This window comes from Sorangiineae bacterium MSr11367, from assembly GCA_037157805.1.
GTDB lineage: Bacteria > Myxococcota_A > Polyangia > Polyangiales > Polyangiaceae > Pendulispora > Pendulispora rubella.
In genome coordinates, this window is sequence record CP089983.1 from 3528398 (window position 1) to 3546168 (window position 17771).

Genomic DNA, 17771 nt, shown 5'->3' on the forward strand with positions numbered 1-17771 from the left:
CGAAGTCCTGACTTGATGCCGCTCCGTATCTGCCACCTCGGAAAATTCTACCCGCCCGCCCGCGGCGGAATCGAATCGCACACGCAAACCCTTGCGCGTGCCCAGGTGGCCCTCGGGGCGGATGTGCGCGTCGTCTGCGTCAACCACGACATGGGCGGGGTCGACGCCACCTGGCGGATCATCGCTTCCACGCCCAGCGTCGAGGAAGTCGACGAAGGCGTGCGCGTCACCCGCGTGGGGCGGCATGCGTCGTTCTCGCGCTTCGACGTGTGCCCGTCGCTCTTCTCGGCCCTGTGGCGCATCCGCCGCGAGGGGGTCGACATCGTGCACGTGCACGCGCCGAACCCCACGATCTTCAGCGCGCTCTCCCTCATGCCGCCGTTCGGCACCCTGGTGGTGACCCACCACGCCGATGTGGTCAAACAGCGCGTCCTGCTCAAGGCTTACCGCCCCGTGGAAAGCTTTTTCTACTCGCGGGCGGCCCTCGTGCTCAGCACCAGCGACGATTACATCGGAGGCTCCGAAGCGTTGCTTCGCGTGGGCTCGAAGGCCAAAGCGCTGCCCCTGGGCATCGACCGCACGCCGTTCGCCGAGCCCACCCCCAGGGCCCGCGCCTTCGCCGAGAAGCTCCGCGCAGAACATGGTTCCCCGCTGTGGCTCTCCGTGGGCCGCGTCATCTACTACAAGGGCCTCGACGTCGCCGTGGACGCCCTCTCCCAGGCGCCGGGCAAGCTCCTCATCGTCGGCAGCGGCCCCATGGAGACCGAACTTCGCCAACGCGCCGAGCGGCGTGGTGTCGCCGATCGCCTCGTGTGGTTGGGCCGCCTCGATGACGAAGAATTGGTGGGCGCCTACCTTGCGGCCACGGCCCTCTGGTTCCCCAGCAACGGCCGCGGTGAAGGCTTCGGCCTCACGCAAGTCGAGGCCATGGCCAGCGGTCTTCCGGTCATCAACACGCACGTGCCCCACTCGGGCGTGGCCTACGTATCGCGCGACGGCGTGAGCGGCATCACCATCCCGATGAACGATCCCGCCGCCCTGGCCGCAGCCTCGCACCGCCTCGCCGCCGACCCGGACCTTCGCCGTCAACTCGGCGAACGCGCCCGCGAGCGCGCCGCGGCGGAGTTCGATGAGCGCGTCATGGCGTCGCGCAGCCTCGCTTACTACGCCGAGGCTTTGGGCGGCACCCACTCAACCGACGGGCCCGCCGCTCGACGCGCGGGCCCCCCCGTTTCAGACGCCTCAGCGTAACAGTGCGGGCGGCGGCTCGACGCCGTCGGCGAGGAGAAGCACGTGGGGCCATTCACGGGTCACACTGTCCTTCTCGAGCGGTGCCATGAAATCGCGCAAACCCACATTGCGTCCATAGGCAACCCGTCGAAGCGACTCGAGCGAATGATCGATGGTCCACCCTCGGTAGCCCGCGTCGCGCAAGGTGCGCAAGATGTCGCCCGCGGACTGGCCGTGCTCGCGAAGTTGGTCGGGATGAAGCTCGAGCACGATGCGTCGGTAACGACCCGATGCCAGTCCTCGCCTCATGCCCTCGAGCGCGAAACCTTCGGCGCCCTCGATGTCCATCTTGAGCAAATCGACCGAATCGACCCGCTGTTCGTCGAGAATCGTGTCGATGGGCTTCGCCTCGACCTCGAACGTCTTGCCGCCGTTGCCGTTCCCACCGTCTTTGACGACGCGTGAGAGACCCCAGTTCGTGTCTTCCTCCGAATACCCGAGGAGCGTCAGGGTGCCGGGCTTCGCCGCGGCCGCCACATGCACCGACGTGAGATGCGGAAATGAATTGAGCGCCGTGTTGCGCGCAAGGGTGCGATACATCCGCGGATCGGCTTCGATGGCCACCACGCGGCCCGTGCCGCCCACGATGCCGGCCGAGAGCAAACTGAAGTAGCCCCAGTTTGCGCCCACATCGACGAAGACCTGGCCTTGTGTCAGCACCTCACGGATCAACATCGTCGCCTGAGGCTCGTACGTGCCGGTGAAGTACACCTCGCGCGCGAGCGTATTCCGAAGATCGCACTCGAAAATGAGCCGTCGGTCGGAGCCGGGCACGACATCGATGAACGTCGGTGGTTCGCCGCGGCAAAGCCAATTCATTGCGCGGTATCGTCCTCGCGGCAGACGCCGCACGATCTGGGACGAGACGCGCGCCCACAGCGGCGCGCCGACATGCACGGTTCGTTCAACCATTGAGTGCGCTCTCATTCATAAGAGAAAATTACGGGTCGATGCGGTCGGCGACATGCCCCTCGCCCCCCTACCAGATTGAGCATCACCGTCGCGCCCGGTCGCATGCTAACACCAAAAGCCCCGAATGTGCCCGTTCGAATTCACGCCTGTGCCCCCTAGCTCATCGTGTAGAGGCTTTTGACAATTGGGACGCTTTCAGGCAACTCAACGCAGTGTGGAGCACGCCTGGCAGGAGCATGCCCCGAGCTCCGGCTCGAGGAGCCATCGCGTTAAGAAGCGAGAAGAGTGGACGCTGCGCGTAGGCCGCTGGCTTCTGGCCGGTGCCGTGCTTTTTCCCGCGCTCGCCCTCGGTGCGATTCACACCTCGATGCTGCTCATCACCTCCGCGTTGGTGGGCCTCAGCGGTGTGCTCGTCTGGATGCACGCCCCAGTGGCGCGTCCGCGGCTCGCCGCGAGCGTACTCGTCGCTACCTGCGTCGGCCTCACGCTCTTCACAGCGTTTCAGCTTCTGCCGCTTCCGGCCGGTTTGCTCCACCTCGTGGCGCCCCGCAATGCCGACGTGTGGGCCCGTGCGTTCTGGCCTCTGCACCTGCCGGGGCCCGGCTTCGCGTCCATCTCGTTGGATCCCGTGGCCAGCGGTGTGGAGGTGCTCCGCGGCGTGACGTACCTCGTGGCGTTCCTCAGCGTGGTGCGCATTTCGGCCAGCCGGCACGGCGCGCTCTTTTGCTCGGCCATCCTCGTGGTCTCCGCCACCGCCGTCGGTGCCGCGGCCCTCGCGCACCCCGCGCTGGGGGCCGAGCGCGTTTTTGGCATCTACCGACCCACCACGCTCATCAGCGCGCGCCACGTCGCAACCATCCTTAATGCCAACGCGCTGGCGGCGTACATCAACATCGGCTTCTTCGTCGCGCTCGGTGAGGGGCTCGCCTCGCGGCCTGCCGTTCCACGCCCAATCTCCCTGGCCTTCGCCGGCGTCCTCATGGCGTTCGAGTTCTGGCTCGCCTCGCGCGGCGGCGTCCTCGCCTGCATCGCGGGGGCAGGCCTCCTCGTATGGATGACCCGGGTCTCTTCGCGCAGCCATCGCCACAGCGTGCGGCGCGTCACCTACGCGGTGCTCGTGGCCCTGCTCGTGGCCTGCGTCGGCATGTGGGTGTTCGCCTCGTCCGACGACGCTTGGAACGAACTCGCCGATCGCGATCTCTCCAAGCTTCGCGTCTTCGAATACGCCGCCCGCATGGTCTGGCACCACTTCTTCTGGGGTACCGGCCGCGGCTCCTTCGAGAGCACGTTCCCCGCCTTCCGCGATGGCACCACGTACGTCACGTACACGCACCCGGAGAACGTGCTTCTCCAATGGGCCAGCGAGTGGGGCGTGCCCGTCACCCTCGCGGCCTTGGGCGCCATTGCGTGGGCGCTGCGGCCGTCGGTGCTCTTCTCGCGCTCGCGCCCGGCCGTCGGGGCCTGGGTCGCCATCGTCACCAGCTTTTTGCACAACCTGGTCGACTTCAATTCCGAGTTCCCCGCCATCGTTCTCGCGCTCTCCGTGTGCGCGGGCGTGATCGTCGGCGGAACGGGGGTCGGTGCGTTCCGCCGCATCGACGTGTGGGCCAAGCGCCCGCGCCTCCTCGCGTGGACAGCCGCCGGTGTCATGGCGGTGACCGGCGCCTTCGTCCTCGTGCACGTGAACGACGACCTGTACTCGGACCGCGCCAAGCTTCACGATGCGTCCTTGAAGCCCGAGACGCCCGATGAATTTCGCTCGCTCGCGCAGGGTGCCATTTCGCGGCATCCCTCGGAGCCGTACCTCCCGTTCTCGGGCAGCGTGCGCGCGTGGGTGGCCGGCGACGAATCCGTGCTCCCGTGGGTAAGCCGCTCCCTGGAACTGTCGCCGGTCTACGGCCCGGCCCATTTGATCCTCGCGCGCACCTTCTTCCGCGCATACCCCTCGCAAGCACGCCTCGAGTACCGCTACGCGATCCAACAGGCCTCCGAGTGGCAGCGTGAACTGGCCACCGAGGCAGGCCACTTGGTGACGGGCCCCGAAGAGGCCCTAGAGCTGGTTCCCGACGGTGCGCTGGGTCTCTCGGTTCTGCAGACCCTGGCCAATCGCCTTGGCGAGCGCTTGCCTGCGACGCAAGCGGCCCTCGACGAAGAGATCCTGCGCCGCAAGTCCGACGCGACGGATGCCATCGGGCGAAGGACCCGTGCGCTGCTGACCGATCTCGCCGATTCCGCGATCTCGCCCTGGTGCGCGGAGTCCAATCGGACCGATTGCATCGACCGCGCCATCGAGGGGGCGCGACGCCTGCAGCAGTTGAAGCCGACGGTCTGCGAAGGGTTCGAGCTCGAGGCGCGTGCGCGTGCCGAGTCGGGGGACGTCGACAACGCGCTTCGCCAGCTGGAGGGGAGGGCGGAGCTGGTCGACGACAAGTCGCAATGCCTCGACGCGACCATCAAGCTTGCAAAGCGCTTCGATCGCGCCGCCGACATGACCGGGGTCATCGACAAGCTCGCAAAGTCGGGCTGTGCCAACGACGACCGCTGCGCCGATCTTCTTCTGTACGTCGGGCGCATCGAGGAGCAGCGCGGCAATCTCCGCCGCGCGCTCATGTTCTTCCGCCGCGCCCGCGAGCGCTACACGAGCCGTGATGACGTCGTCTCGGCCAGGGCCCACACGGCTGCGCGTCTCGGGCTGCACGCCGAGGCACTCGACGAGTTCGCCGAGCTCGCCAAGCGTCACCCGGACAACCCCGATTGGGCCCAGAAGGTGACGCACGAACGTCAGGCCATGATCGAGCCCGCGCGGGGCAAACGCCCGTGAGCGCCGGCGAGTCGTGGCACATCGTGACGGGGGAATATCCTCCCGCCCCCGGCGGCGTTGCAGACTACACGCAATCGGTCGCGCGCGCCCTCGCCGAGGCGGGCGACGATGTCCACGTGTGGGCGCCCCCGGCGCGTGCGCCCCTAGCCCGCGTGCCGGGCATCACCCTGCATCCGTTGCCCGATCACTTTGGGCCACGCAGTTTGGTGGCTCTGTCGAAGGGCCTGTCCGAGGCCCGCCGCCACGCGGCACCGTCCCAGCGCACCCGCGTTTTGCTGCAGTACGTGCCGCAGGCGTTCGGCTTTCGCGGCATGAATGTCCCGTTCTGCGCGGTCCTCGCATCCCAGCGGCAAGACCTGTGGGTCATGTTCCACGAAGTCTTGTTCCGTCGCCAACGGGGCGAAAACCTTCGCCTAGGCGTCTTGGCCGCCGCCACCCGGTTGATGGCCGCCGCGCTCGTCTACCGCGCGGATCGGATGTTCGTCTCCATTCCCGCGTGGAACGACGTGCTGAAGGCCCACGTCCCAGGTACCAAGCCGGCCACCTGGCTGCCGGTCCCCTCGAACATCTCGTGCATGCCCGCCCCCGAGCGCGTCGCAGCTCGTCGCGCGTCGATGTCGCAGGACGGCCAGTGGGAGCTGGTGGGCCACTTTGGAACGTACGGCGAGCCGATCGCGTCCCTCGTCGAGCGCGTGTTCACCGAGCTTTTCGCGCGCCATGCCACCTGTAAGGTCGTCCTGATGGGCCGCAATGGCCCCTCCTTCGCCGCGGCTTGGAGCGCGAAGCGTCCCGAGGTGAAAGACCGGCTCATCGCCACCGGCGAGTTGTCCGGGGAAGACATGGCCACGCACCTGGCCGCGTGCGACCTGGCCGTGCAGCCGTACCCCGATGGCATCAGCAGTCGCCGCGGCAGCGTCATGGCCAGCCTGGCGCTCGGCATTCCCGTTGTCTCCAACGAGGGGATGCTTTCCGAGTCGATCTGGCGCACCGAGCAGAGCGTGGGACTCGGAGCGCTCGACGGCGATGGGCCCTTCCCGCCCATGGTCGATCTGGTGTGCACCCTATTGAACGACCGGGCGCGGGCGAGTGCGTTGGGAGAGCGCGGGCGCGGCCTGTACGATCGACTATTCTCCCTCGAGAGCACCGTCCGAACGTTGCGAGGATCATCATGAAGCAGAGGAAGGCCCCATGAGTACGACCGCGAATTTTCCGCGTCGCCTCCCCGTTCATCCAGGACGGCGGCCGGGACAGCGTGGCCGGCTTTCGAGGGCGGCGGAGGCAGTACGCACCTGGACCGAGCCGCGGGGCTCGAGCCACTGGTTGCTTGCCGTCATCGTCATCCAATTCGTCTGCCAGATCGCCTTGATGGGAAGCCTCGGTCGCTACCGCGCCGTCGTGCGCAGCGTCGCCTTCTTGGCGAGTCTGATGTGCGTTGCTCTGGTCCCGAAGGGTGGCCTGCGTCATCCCGCGCGCTCGTGGGCCGTCTTCGCGATTGGGCTCGTCGGCTTGCAAATCCTCAATCCCAACACGGCGGGCTTTTTTGGCGGCGTGGCCCACCTGGCCATGTACTTCGCGGTCATCTCCCCGATCTTTTGGGTAGGGCGTTTGAAAATCGACATGGACGATTTTCGGCGCATCATCATCGTCTTCTGGACGTTTTACGCGTTGAGCGCCGCGGTGGGCATGCTCCAGGTCTATTTCCCGGACCGGTTCATGGCCGAGTCGCAGGACATCGTCCAGAACGTGCAGAGGGAAGGCCTCAAGATCACACTCGCCAGCGGCGAGCGCATCCTGCGTCCGATGGGGCTGAGCGACACCGCGGGCGGTGCCGCGATCGCCGGATTTTACACCTGCGTCGTCGGCAGCGGCCTTCTGCTCGCAAAAGGGCGGTGGTGGTGGCGCGCCATCGTTCTCGCCGGAATGACCATTGGCGTGTTCTCCATCTATTTGAGCCACGTTCGCTCTCTGTTGGTCATGAGCCTCATCTGCATGTTCGCGAGCGCTGCGGCGCTGGGCATGCGGGGAAAGCCGGGTAAATTCCTTCTCTTCTCGGGCTTGATCGTGGCGGTCTTCGTCGTGGCGTGGGTATTTGCCGTCGACGTCGGCGGCGACAGCGTTCGCGATCGCGTTGGAACCCTCACCTCGCAAAGTGCGAGTGACGTCTATTATTCGAACCGAGGACACTTTCTGGAGCACACGCTCGAAGAGCTCCTTCCGGAGTATCCCATCGGGGCGGGCCTTGCGCGTTGGGGAATGATGGGGGTCTATTTCGGCGACTTCGCCCGCGAGGCACCCCCCATTTGGGTCGAGATCCAATGGACCGGGTGGCTCCTCGATGGCGGTGTCCCGCTGCTCATCGCCTATCCGGCTGCCCTGGTGGTGAGCCTCTGGACGGCGCTCAAAATCGCCCTCGGTCGCCTCGGCGCAGGGGCGAGCGACATGTGGATCTGGGGGGGCGTGATGGTTGGCTACAACATTGGTGCCCTCGCCGTCACCTTCAATGCCCCGTTGTTCATGGGCACGCCCGGGCTCGAATTCTGGATGCTCAACTGCATGCTCTTCGCGGCGGTCGTGCGCGCCGATCGCGCGGCCGCAGAAACGGCGGCAGCTGCCACCGAAAGCGTGCCTGCCGCGCCGGCCTAGTCGCCGTCCATGAACGCGACCATGTCGCGTGCCATGTCGTCCCAGGTTCGTCCACGCAGCGCCGGCGCGAGCTCGCTTCGAACGCGCGCGCGCAGGTTCGGCATGTCGTCACGCCATCTGCGCAGTGCGCTCGCGAGTCCGTCGGCGCTATCCGGATCGTCCAGGAGCAGCGAGGACAGGGACGCGGGGTAGCGCTCGGCGACGCCGCTGTCGCGTGAGACGATGGCGGGCAGCTCGCAGCAGAGGGCCTCGTGCACCGCGAGTCCGTACGGCTCGTAGCGCGTGGGGGCCACCATGGCGTCGCACGCCGAGAGAATGCGCGGCACGTCGTTTCGAAAGCCCAGAAAGAGCATCTGCTCGCCCAGGCCCTGCTCCTGTGCGCGCGCTTTCCACGCGGGCAGCTCGGACCCGGCGCCGATGACCACGAGCCGTGCGTCCCAGCCCGAGCGCGCGAGCGTGCGCCACGCGTCGAACGCCACGTCGAAGCCCTTGCGGCGGTCGTGAAGCGCGCCAATGAACGCGACGTACGGTCGGCTCGGGTCCCACCCGAGCTCCTCGCGCACCGTGCGCCGCTCCTCGTCGTCCGCGGAACGAAACTGCGAGGGATCGGTGCCGAGGTAAATCACGCGCACGCGCTCCTCGCGCACGCCGACGAGCTCGACCAGATCGCGCTTCGTTCGCTCGGAATTCGCAATCACGTGTGTGGCCATGCGCAGTGCGAGCCGCTCGGTGGTGCGACTGGTTGCCGCGTCGACACCAGCGAAGGCGCGCCGAAATGTACCGACCGCCAAACGCGGCGTGAATGCCGCATGGACGTAGTGCACCCAATTGACAGCCGGGAGGCTGCAATTTCCACCATTGACCACGAACGTCGTTTCATGGCGACTTGCGAATCGACGCGCAAACTGGAACATTCCCGACGAGGCGAGGAAAGGCCCCGCCAGCGTGTAGGAATTTTTCGGTTTTACGACGGCGCGAAATTCCACATTTCGATTCGACGTCAATTCCGTATCAGCGCGGAAGCCGATGAGCGTTACGCTTCGGCCCGCGCGGGCGAGGAAGCTCGCGAGCGCGTAATTCGCCCGATCCATTCCCCCCGTTTTTACGAAGTCGCCAGCGACGATTGCGTAGGTGCGCATGAGCAAGCTCCGAGGAGCGAGGTGACTCCGCAGGTGCTTACCAGAGAAGCTCTCGTTTGCGATACGGCATTTTTTCGTGCGATGCCGTAGGATCTGTGTTTCAACGAAGCGGCTTCGCCGTTCGAAGGAGGTCTTCCGTGGGTCTTGGTTCTGTTCGTCAAACCGTGTTGGTAACCGGGGCTGCGGGCTTCATTGGATCGCATCTCGTCGATCGATTGCTCGCCGAGGGGTACGAGGTCGTAGGTCTCGACAATCTCATGACCGGCGACCTGACGAATTTGGACAACGTTCGCCGAGAGCCACATTTCCATTTGGAGATTGGCGACGTGCGCGAGCCGCTTCCCGTCTACGCCGAGATCATCTTCAACATGGCGTGCCCCGCATCCCCGGTGCACTACCAGGCGGACCCGTACGCCACGGTGACCACCAGCGCGCTCGGGGCCATTCGCCTCGTCGAGCATGCGCGGCGCCGCCGCTGCCGCCTCGTTCACGCCAGCACATCCGAAGTGTACGGCGATCCGTTGATGCACCCTCAGCGCGAGGAATATTGGGGCAACGTCAACTGCGCGGGTGAGCGCGCCTGCTACGACGAAGGCAAGCGCGTCGCGGAGACCATTTTGATGGACGAGCGCCGCACGCAAGGTGCCGACGTCCGCATCGTGCGCATCTTCAACACGTACGGTCCGCGCATGGCCTTCAACGATGGCCGCGTCGTTTCGAATTTCCTCACCCAGGTGCTCGAGAACAAGCCCATCACGCTCTATGGCGACGGGCAGCAAACGCGTTCGTTCTGCTTCGTGTCCGACTTGGTCGAAGGCCTTTTCCGCGCGGCCACCGTTGACGAATTCGATCCGCCCATCAACCTGGGCAACCCCTCGGAATGCACCGTGGCCGACCTCGCCCAGGTGGTCATGCGCGTCTCGGGCCAAAAGGTCGATCTCATCCGCCAGCCACTTCCCGCCGACGATCCGAAGAAGCGCTGCCCGGATATCTCGAAGGCGCGGAAGTACCTCGGATTCGAACCGAAGGTGCGACTCGAAGATGGTATTCGCAGGACCTACGACGACTTCCAATCCCGATTGGCTCGCCGCCAGCAACCATCGCCGACGCGGAGCTGAGCACCAAGGGGCAGCTCGAGTTGACGGCGAGCGGACGTCTCTGTCATGGTTCGACGCGTCAACATGCAGGTGGCGCCCTCCGCAAAGGCGCGCGGTTCGCTTCGCGTGCTCCATCTCTGTGCCGGAAATTTGTACGGTGGGATTGAAACGGTTCTTCGAATTCTCGCGGAGGAGCGCGCAACGAATCCCACGATGGAGCCTGCCTTCGCCCTGACCGCGGAAGGTCGCCTTTCGCGCGAATTGCAGGCGTCGGGGGCGGCGTTGCACATGCTCCCCGCGGTGCGCGTTCGCCATCCGTGGACCGTCCTCCGAGCACGGCGGGCTCTGCGCAGGCTGTTGGGCACCGAGCGCTACGATGTGGCCGTATGCCATTCCACGTGGCTGCTCGGGGTCTTCGGTTCCACGCTCCGCGCGGCAGGCTTACCGTTCGTCTACTTTCAGCACGACGTTGCGCGCGGCACGCATTGGATCGAGCGTTGGGCCAAGCGCAAGGTGCCGGACGGCATCGTTTCGAACAGCCACTTCACGGCGAAGTCGGCCGCTCACTTGTTTCCGGGAAAGTTGCCTGTCGTGGTGCATTGCCCCGTGCGCGCGCCGTTGCAGCCCGCAGAGCGTGAGGACGTGCGAAGCGCTGTTCGTCGAGAGCTCGATGCGGATGACGACACCGTGGTCATTCTTCAAGTGAGCCGCCTCGATCGAGGTAAGGGGCATGAGCTCTTTCTGCGCGCGCTCTCGAACGTGCGCTCGAAGAAGCCCTGGGCGGTGTGGATCGTGGGGGGCATCCAGCGCGAGACGGACTCCACCTACCTCGACGCGCTCCGGTCGCTCGCCGACGAGAAGGGGATTGCACCTCGCGTTCGCTGGCTCGGACAACGCTCCGACGTTTCGTCACTCATGACTGCGGCCGACGTTTCCTGTCAGCCAAATCTCGAACCCGAGGGATTCGGTATTGTCTACATCGAGGCCATGGGCCACGGTCTGCCGGTCGTCACGACGTCCTTGGGGGCTGCCACGGAGATCGTGAGTTCGGACTGCGGGGTGCTCGTGCCTCCGCACGAAGACCAACTGGCCTCGGCGCTGACGAACTTGATCGACAACGTGGACGCGCGCCGCGCACTCGGTGCAAACGGGCCGGCGCGCGCCCGTGACGTCTCGGACGTGAAGCAGCAGATGTCGCGCCTTGGCAACGTGCTCGCGGCGCTCGCTCGCGGCGATCGCGACTATTCAACGGTGATCTCATGACGTTACGCGTATTGGTTGCGGGTGGAGCCGGTTACATCGGGAGCCACACGGCAAAGGCACTCAAGGCCGCTGGCCACGTGCCGGTGGTGCTCGACGATCTCAGCACCGGGCACGAAGAGGCCGTGCGCTTCGGGCCCTTCGTGCGCGGCAGCATTCAAGATGCCGCCTGCGTGGCGCGCACGGTGCGCGAGCATGGCATCGATGCGGTTCTGCACTTTGCGGCGTGCGCCTACGTGCGCGAGTCGCTGGAGAACCCGCGCAAGTACTTCCGCAACAACGTGGCCAACACGGTCCACTTCCTCGATGCGCTGCTCGAGGCGGGGGTGAAGACCCTCGTCTTCTCGTCCACGTGCGCCGTGTACGGCATTCCGCCTTCGCTGCCCATCGTCGAGGCGACGCCCACGAATCCGATCAACCCGTACGGGCAGTCGAAGCTGATGATCGAAGACGTGCTGCGCTGGTACGGAAAGATCGAGAAGCTGTCCTGGATGGCGCTTCGCTATTTCAATGCCGCCGGTGCCGATCCCGAGGGGGAGCTCGGCGAGCACCACGAGCCGGAAACGCATTTGATTCCGCTGCTGGTGGAGGCCGCCCTCGGCCAGCGCGAGCCGGTTCGCATCTTCGGGACGACGTTTCCTACGCCGGATGGGACCGCCGTTCGCGACTACATCCACGTGGCCGATCTCGCCGCCGCGCACGTGCGGGCGGTGACGCATTTGGCCGCCGGCGGTGCGAGTGAGTCGGTGAACCTGGGGACGGGGAAGGGGACGAGCATTCGCGAGGTCATCGCGTCGGTCGAGCGCGCGACCGGCAAGCCCGTCCCGGTCATCTTTGGCGATCCGTCGCCGGGCGATCCGCCGACCCTCGTGGCCGATCCTTCGCGCGCGCATGCGCTGGGGCATCGCTTCGAGCACGATCTCGACAGCATGGTGGCCACGGCCGTCGCCTGGGCAAAGAAGAGGCTCCACAGTGCGTGATCTGGTTTCCACGGTCCTGATCAACGGCCAACCCAACTCGGTGCAGGGACCGCGCGCCCGCGCGCTCTTCGGGAACGACGTTTCCGTCGTCTACAAGGAGCGCGGCCGCTTCGGATCCATCGCCCCCACGTGGTCTGCGCTGCGTGCGACCACGTCCAAGGTCGCTCCCTGGGTCTACTGCATCGACCTGGGCTTTCCGTCGGCGCTGCTCGCTGGCGTGCGCCGCCGGCTCGATCGGAAGATGCGTCTCGTCTACGAGATTGGCGATCCGATGAAGCCGCTCCTGGAGCCGCAAGCGCGCAACCGGTTCGAGGTCGAGTTCGCGCATCAAGTCGACCGCCTCCTCCCCTCGGAGGCGGATGCCCTGGTGTTTCGCGGGACGTACCTGATCGAGCACTTCCGCGAGATCTCCGCACGGAAGCTGCCGCGCGTGATGTGGCTGCCCGATGGGGCGGACACCGCGCACTTCCGCCCCATGCGAGACGACCCGCGCATCGCGGACTTGCGGCGCGCGCATGGCCTCGAGGGCAAGTTCGTCGTCGGCATCGTGGGCAACATCCACCACAACCCGCGGCTCGACCTCTACTACGGCTGGGAGCTGGCCGAGGCCCTCTCGCACATCGTCCGTGAGAACCCTGCGTCGCCCATCGTCGGTGTCGTGGTGGGCGATGGCGCCGGCAAGCCCGTGCTCGAGGAGGCCTGCCGCAAGTGGGGCGTCCAGGACCGGATCAAGCTCGTCGGGCGGGTTCCGCACGAGCAGGTGCCCCTTTGGATGAACGTCTTCGACCTGGGGCTCAGCACGCAGACCGACGATCCCGTCGGCTGGGGCCGAACCACCGCGAAGCTGCCCGAGTACCTCGCCTGCGGCCTGCCGCTTCTCTGCTCGGACGTGGGCGAAGCCCATCGCTTGCTCCGCGAGAGCGGGCAAACCTTGCCCTATGCGGGCAAGCGCGACGCCGGCTACCCTGCGCGCCTTGCCGAGAAGATCGTCGAGTTCTCGTCGCGCAACCTCGACGACATCCGCCGCCAAAACCGCGACCTCGCACTCGCCCAATTCGACTACGGCGTCCTTCGCGAGCGCCTGCGAACCTTTCTCGAGCAGTAAGCCTCAGAAGATTTGACTGAACAGGAAGGGGGGAAGGCGGGAAGGGAAACAACGCGAATCCCACCGAGTGCCAAGGCTTTTTTTGGTTTTCAGTTGGCTTCGTGAGCTAACTGAAAACCCAAACCAGCCTCGGTGCGCGGTGGGATTTGTGCCGTAAACCTTCCCGCCTTCCCCCCTTCCTGTTCAATTCTCTTCAGGCTGAAGCCGCGTCGCGGTTGTCGTCGGGCGGCGGGGCCGGGTTCTCGTTCGAGCCGTAGCCTTCGCGCTTGTAATAGTAATAGTGGTAGTACGAGTACTCGTGGCGCGTCAGGTCGACGTCGTTGAGCACCGCTCCAATGACCGGCGCGTCGACGTCGGCCAGGGTGCGCAGACCCTGACGGCCCAGTGCGCGCGTGGTGAAGAAGGCGCGCAGCACGAACACCGTGCCATCGACCAACGTCGAGATGATGGCCGAGTCGGTGACCGCCACGAGCGGAGGGCTGTCGATGACGATGCGGTCGAACGTCTGACTGAGTTCGTCCAGGAACTTCCGGAAGCGCTCGGAGTGGAACAGATCCGCCGGGTTCGGGGGGATCGGCCCCGCCGGAATGCACCAGAGGTTGTCCACCCGCGTGGGACGGGCCACGTCCGCGATGGTCGCCTCGCCCACGAGCACGTTGGTGACACCATGGTCGCCTGCCCGATCGAAGATGCGGTGGAGGCGCGGACGGCGCAGGTCGCAGTCGATGATGCACACGCGCTGCCCGGTCTGGGCGAGCGAGATGGCGATGCTGCACGCGACCGTGGTCTTTCCCTCGGCCGGGGCGGCGCTCGTCACCAGGATCCGGCGGTGCGGCTTGTCCGGATTGGTGAACATGAGGTTCGTGCGGACGCTGCGCGCCGCCTCGGCGATGCCGCTGCGCGGATTGTCGTGCACGACCAACTCGGCGACTTCGTTGTTGCCCAGGCCCGGCCGCACCACCTTGCGCTGCTTCTTCTCTCCGGCGTTGGCGTGCTGGCCTTCCACGGCGGGAAGCATGCCCAGGAAGGTGATGCCCAGATCCTGCTCCAGCTGCTCCGGCGTCTTGATGCTGTTGTCCAGATTGCTGCGCAACCACCCGAGTGCGAGCCCGATGAGCAGACCCACGAGGCCGCCGATGGCGACGTTCATCGGCACGCGCGGGCGAATGGGTGCCGACGGCTCGACCGCGGCCTCCACCAGGTGGATGTTGTTGGCCTTCATCATGCGGGCCAAGTCGGCATCCTTCATGTGCTCGAGAAGGACGTTGTAAAGTTTCTCGTTCTGGTCGCGCGAGCGGTCGAGCCGGTGGTACTCGATCTCCTTCATGTTGAGATCCACCGCGCGCTTGTGGGAGGCATCGTAGAGCGCGGCCTCGCCCGCCTCTTCACGCGCAATCACGGCGAGATCGCGCTCGACCGCGCCCTGGATGTTCTTGATCTCACCGACCAAAGCCGCCCTGCTTTCGGAAATCCTCTGGTCGACCGATTTCACCAGCGGGTGATTTTCGCCTTTGCCTTCCGCGAGCAGCGTTTTGCGCGTGCGCACCGCATCGACGTACGTGCGGCGAAGATCGCTCAGGTACGGATTGCTCAGAAGCTCCGAGGCCGGCAAGCTATCCGGATTGTCCGTGCCGATTTTCGAGAGCTCCGCGTGCCGCGCCAGGATCTCTTGCTTGCGCGTCCGCGTGTGAATCAGCGCCGTCGCGAGATCCTGCATCTCGAGCCGGAGCATGTTCGATGACTCGTTGATCGACGTGCTGGGCAAGTCGTTGCTGCGCTTGAACTCGTGCAGTGAGTTCTCGTTCGTCTCCAGGTCCTTCTTCACCTGATCGGTTTGCGTGCCCAACCACGCGATCGAGTCGCTGGTTGCACTGACGGCCTTCTCGAGGTTCTGATCGATGTAGGCCGTGGCGACGGCATCGCAGAGGCGCTTGGCCCGTTTCGGATCGATGTCCTCGATCTTGATGAGCACCAAGCGGCTATTTTTGACCGGGTCGACGGTCACTTTCCCGCGAAGGACGGCCGCGGCCTCCTCCACCGTCATCGGCCGCGGCGGCGGCGACTTCAGGCCGAAGAACGCGTAATCGTTCTGCAGCGCGATGTCCCGAACTGCCCGCTCGAGCACGCGCGACGATGTGACGATGCGGTATTGCGTCTCGTAATATTCTTGATTGTTGAAGAAGTCCGTCGTGCCGAGCGGCATCGCCGAATCCATCTTTTCGCCCATGGGGCGAAAGGCATTCGGATCGAGCTCGAGCATCGTTTGGGCTTGATAGATGCGCGGCAGCGTTTTCGAATAGACGAGGCTAAGCCCGGTTCCCAGGAGCAAGCACGCGACGATGATCGCCCATTGCTTCCGGACGGTCTTGACGAAACTCAAGACTACGGCGACCGCGTCTTCGGTGTTGGCCTCGTGCGCGCTGGACTTGTTCGGGGGGCTGGTCATTGCTGTCTTATTCAAGCCTCAAGCGGGGGCATGGGCCCCCGACGGGCCTCTGGTTACCACATGACGTGGAGGGAGGCGAGGAACTGCTGTTCTAGGGTCGTGGTCATGCCCTTGGTTGCTCTTGTCCGCTGTGAGGTGCAGCGTCGGCCCCTTTCGTTCGAGCGATTGCAAACAGGGGTTTCTCTGATAGAGATCACGCGCTTTCCACGAGTTACGTGTGCATTTCGGCATGAGGAATAATCAATAATGAGCTCGACGAGCTCGTTGGGTCGGTTCTCGTCGCTGTTCACCGTTCTGTCGCTCCTGGTGCGGCGCGGGGAGCGGCGAGTGCTTACGAATACCGAGCTTTTGGGGCTCGCGGGCGTGGTGTTGCTCGGCGCCCTGGGCCTCTTCATCGAGGGTATCGGTGTTTTTGCGCTCATGTCGGCCCTCGTGGGCCTTCGCCATGCGCCGATGACATTGGGCGCGCTTCTTGGCATGCCCGAGGTGGGGCCGCTTCGCTACGTGCCGTCGTTGGCGATGGTCGTGGGTGCCGTGGGGCTGCAGCGCGCCTTGAATCCGCCGCTCATGTATCTGACGAACCGCTACGGCGAGCTCGTCTCGTTCCGTCTGCGCACGCGGGTGATCTCTCTCGCCACCGCGTTGCCTGCGGTGCATGCGGGCACCGTTCCATCGGGCGAACTCGCGAGTGTGCTCAACGAAGAGATCAACCGCTCCGGTCGCGCCATCACCGCCGTTGCCACCGTCGCACAGCTTCTCTTCGGCATCCTCATCACCGCCGCGGTCACCTTCTCGCAAGACGCGAAGACCATGGCCGCCGCCGTTCTGGGCGCGCTTCCCGCGCTGGGGCTGTACGTCAGCCTCGCGCGCCGCACGTCGACCGACACGAACAACGCGGTCAAGGCGCGCATCCGCGCACAGGCCGAGGCCACCGAAGGCCTGCGCACGCTCGCCGCGATCCAAGCTGTCGGCGCCGGCGAATCCCTGCGCGCACAACTTTGGGGCAACGCGGCCTCCGTGCGCGACTGCGAGACGAAGATCTATACGAACATCATGCGCCTGCAGTACCTGATGCTCTTCGTCCCGTTGATGGCGGCGGCGGGCGCCATTGGTTACGCGGCGCATTCCAGGCCGGGCGCCTCGTTCGCCGAGCTGCTGTTCGCGCTCATGCCGCTCGCCGGCCTGGGCTTGCGCCTCGCCATTGCCGTCCAGGTGGTCATCACGAACGCGTACGGCGTGAGCGTCATGTCCACCAGCGTGTTCCCCACGCTCCGGCTCGAGCAGCGCCTCATGCAGCTCACGGAGCGCGTGCGGGTGGACGCGAGCAAGATCGATCCCGACGTGGAAGGGAAGATTCCCGGGTCGGTCGTCCTGCGCCAGGTCGGCTACCAGATCCCCTCCGGACCGTGGCTCTTTCGCGGGCTCGAGCGCACCATTTTGCGCGGGCAGCCGCTGGTCATCCGTGGTCCTTCCGGCACCGGCAAGAGCACACTGGCCTCGCTCATCGCGGGGGTCAACGATCCGACCGAGGGGGGCATCGAGTACGTCTTCGACGCGAAGCACACGCCGCCGAGCCCCATGCTGGTGAACTACCTGTCGCAGGATCCCGCGGTCATTGCGGGCACGTTCCGCGACAACCTCGTGCTCGGCGCCCGCACCCGCCCCGAAGATGCCACGTTGATCGATGCCCTGCGCGGTGCGCGCCTCTGGGAGGAAGTGGAGGCGAAGGGCGGGCTCGATGCGCCGATTTTCGAAGGGGGACGCAACCTGTCGGGCGGCCAGCTTCGCCGGCTGGGCATCGCGCGCCTGCTCACGCGCAAGCGCGGCATCTGGATCTTCGACGAGCCGACGGCCTCCCTCGATCCGCAGAACAGCAAACTGATGCGGGACATCATCGACGAGTTGAGCAAAGAGATCGTGGCCATCGTCGTCACGCACGATCTCGACTTCGACCTGGGCCGGGAGCCCACGGAACTTTTGCTCACCCCACCGGAAGAAGCGGCGCCTCTCCTCATGCAGTCGCAGTCGCAGTCCAGCAGGGAGTCGGAGTCGCAGCCGATCGCCGAAGGAGCTTGAAC

Annotated in this window: 12 protein-coding genes; 9 read left to right on the top strand and 3 right to left on the bottom strand. The window is 65.7% G+C overall.

Going from position 1 to position 17771, the window contains the following annotated elements; all coding sequences use genetic code 11:
- The first annotated feature begins 15 nt into the window (after positions 1-15).
- Entirely contained in the window at positions 16-1251 is a 1236-nt protein-coding gene (locus tag LVJ94_14135; protein ID WXB08371.1) for a glycosyltransferase, read from the top strand.
- Here the strand turns inward: LVJ94_14135 and LVJ94_14140 are convergent.
- A complete protein-coding gene (locus LVJ94_14140) occupies positions 1243-2202 on the bottom strand; it encodes an FkbM family methyltransferase (GenBank protein WXB08372.1) in 960 nt (319 codons plus the stop codon). The genes LVJ94_14135 and LVJ94_14140 overlap by 9 nt on opposite strands.
- Before the next feature lie 325 nt (positions 2203-2527).
- Between LVJ94_14140 and LVJ94_14145 the strand changes: the two genes are divergently transcribed.
- Genes LVJ94_14145 through LVJ94_14155 form a run of 3 tightly spaced genes read left to right on the top strand, consistent with a single transcriptional unit; the run spans position 2528 to position 7666 of the window.
- Positions 2528-5023 (top strand): O-antigen ligase family protein, encoded by a 2496-nt coding sequence (locus tag LVJ94_14145; GenBank protein WXB08373.1) that lies wholly within the window; start codon positions 2528-2530, stop codon positions 5021-5023.
- The gene (locus LVJ94_14150; GenBank protein ID WXB08374.1) at positions 5020-6195 is read left to right on the top strand and encodes a glycosyltransferase family 4 protein; all 1176 of its coding nucleotides are present in this window, start codon (positions 5020-5022) and stop codon (positions 6193-6195) included. Before LVJ94_14145 ends, LVJ94_14150 begins: the two co-directional genes overlap by 4 nt.
- A gap of 16 nt (positions 6196-6211) precedes the next feature.
- Positions 6212-7666, top strand: coding sequence for a hypothetical protein (locus tag LVJ94_14155; GenBank protein WXB08375.1), 1455 nt, complete (start codon positions 6212-6214; stop codon positions 7664-7666).
- Here LVJ94_14155 and LVJ94_14160 read toward each other — a convergent pair.
- Positions 7663-8805 (bottom strand): glycosyltransferase family 4 protein, encoded by a 1143-nt coding sequence (locus tag LVJ94_14160; protein WXB08376.1) that lies wholly within the window; start codon positions 8803-8805, stop codon positions 7663-7665. The two genes, LVJ94_14155 and LVJ94_14160, sit on opposite strands and share 4 nt — an antisense overlap.
- A 137-nt stretch (positions 8806-8942) precedes the next feature.
- On the opposite strand from LVJ94_14160, the gene LVJ94_14165 reads away from it, so the two are divergent.
- Genes LVJ94_14165 through LVJ94_14180 form a run of 4 tightly spaced genes read left to right on the top strand, consistent with a single transcriptional unit; the run spans position 8943 to position 13247 of the window.
- Positions 8943-9923 (top strand): SDR family oxidoreductase, encoded by a 981-nt coding sequence (locus LVJ94_14165; protein WXB08377.1) that lies wholly within the window; start codon positions 8943-8945, stop codon positions 9921-9923.
- Between the two features lie 45 nt (positions 9924-9968).
- A complete protein-coding gene (locus LVJ94_14170; protein WXB08378.1) occupies positions 9969-11165 on the top strand; it encodes a glycosyltransferase family 4 protein in 1197 nt (398 codons plus the stop codon).
- Positions 11162-12142, top strand: coding sequence for a UDP-glucose 4-epimerase GalE (gene galE / locus LVJ94_14175; protein ID WXB08379.1), 981 nt, complete (start codon positions 11162-11164; stop codon positions 12140-12142). The genes LVJ94_14170 and galE overlap by 4 nt, the downstream gene beginning before the upstream one ends.
- Positions 12135-13247: a glycosyltransferase gene (locus LVJ94_14180; GenBank protein WXB08380.1), complete on the top strand. Its 1113-nt coding sequence runs from the start codon at positions 12135-12137 to the stop codon at positions 13245-13247. Before galE ends, LVJ94_14180 begins: the two co-directional genes overlap by 8 nt.
- A gap of 193 nt (positions 13248-13440) precedes the next feature.
- Here the strand turns inward: LVJ94_14180 and LVJ94_14185 are convergent, their stop codons facing one another.
- Positions 13441-15693, bottom strand: a complete 2253-nt coding sequence (locus tag LVJ94_14185) for a polysaccharide biosynthesis tyrosine autokinase (protein ID WXB08381.1) — start codon at positions 15691-15693, stop codon at positions 13441-13443.
- A gap of 246 nt (positions 15694-15939) precedes the next feature.
- On the opposite strand from LVJ94_14185, the gene LVJ94_14190 reads away from it, so the two are divergent.
- Positions 15940-17769, top strand: a complete 1830-nt coding sequence (locus LVJ94_14190) for an ABC transporter ATP-binding protein/permease (GenBank protein ID WXB08382.1) — start codon at positions 15940-15942, stop codon at positions 17767-17769.
- The last annotated feature ends 2 nt before the right edge of the window (positions 17770-17771 follow it).

Excerpts from the sequence above, each read along its gene's own strand:
- LVJ94_14135 (WXB08371.1), top strand. The coding sequence starts at position 16 with ATGCCGCTCCGTATCTGCCACCTCGGAAAATTCTACCCGCCCGCCCGC.
- LVJ94_14140 (WXB08372.1), bottom strand. The coding sequence starts at position 2,202 with ATGGTTGAACGAACCGTGCATGTCGGCGCGCCGCTGTGGGCGCGCGTC.
- LVJ94_14155 (WXB08375.1), top strand. The coding sequence starts at position 6,212 with ATGAGTACGACCGCGAATTTTCCGCGTCGCCTCCCCGTTCATCCAGGA.
- LVJ94_14160 (WXB08376.1), bottom strand. The coding sequence starts at position 8,805 with ATGCGCACCTACGCAATCGTCGCTGGCGACTTCGTAAAAACGGGGGGA.
- LVJ94_14170 (WXB08378.1), top strand. The coding sequence starts at position 9,969 with ATGGTTCGACGCGTCAACATGCAGGTGGCGCCCTCCGCAAAGGCGCGC.
- galE (WXB08379.1), top strand. The coding sequence starts at position 11,162 with ATGACGTTACGCGTATTGGTTGCGGGTGGAGCCGGTTACATCGGGAGC.
- LVJ94_14185 (WXB08381.1), bottom strand. The coding sequence starts at position 15,693 with ATGACCAGCCCCCCGAACAAGTCCAGCGCGCACGAGGCCAACACCGAA.
- LVJ94_14190 (WXB08382.1), top strand. The coding sequence starts at position 15,940 with ATGAGCTCGACGAGCTCGTTGGGTCGGTTCTCGTCGCTGTTCACCGTT.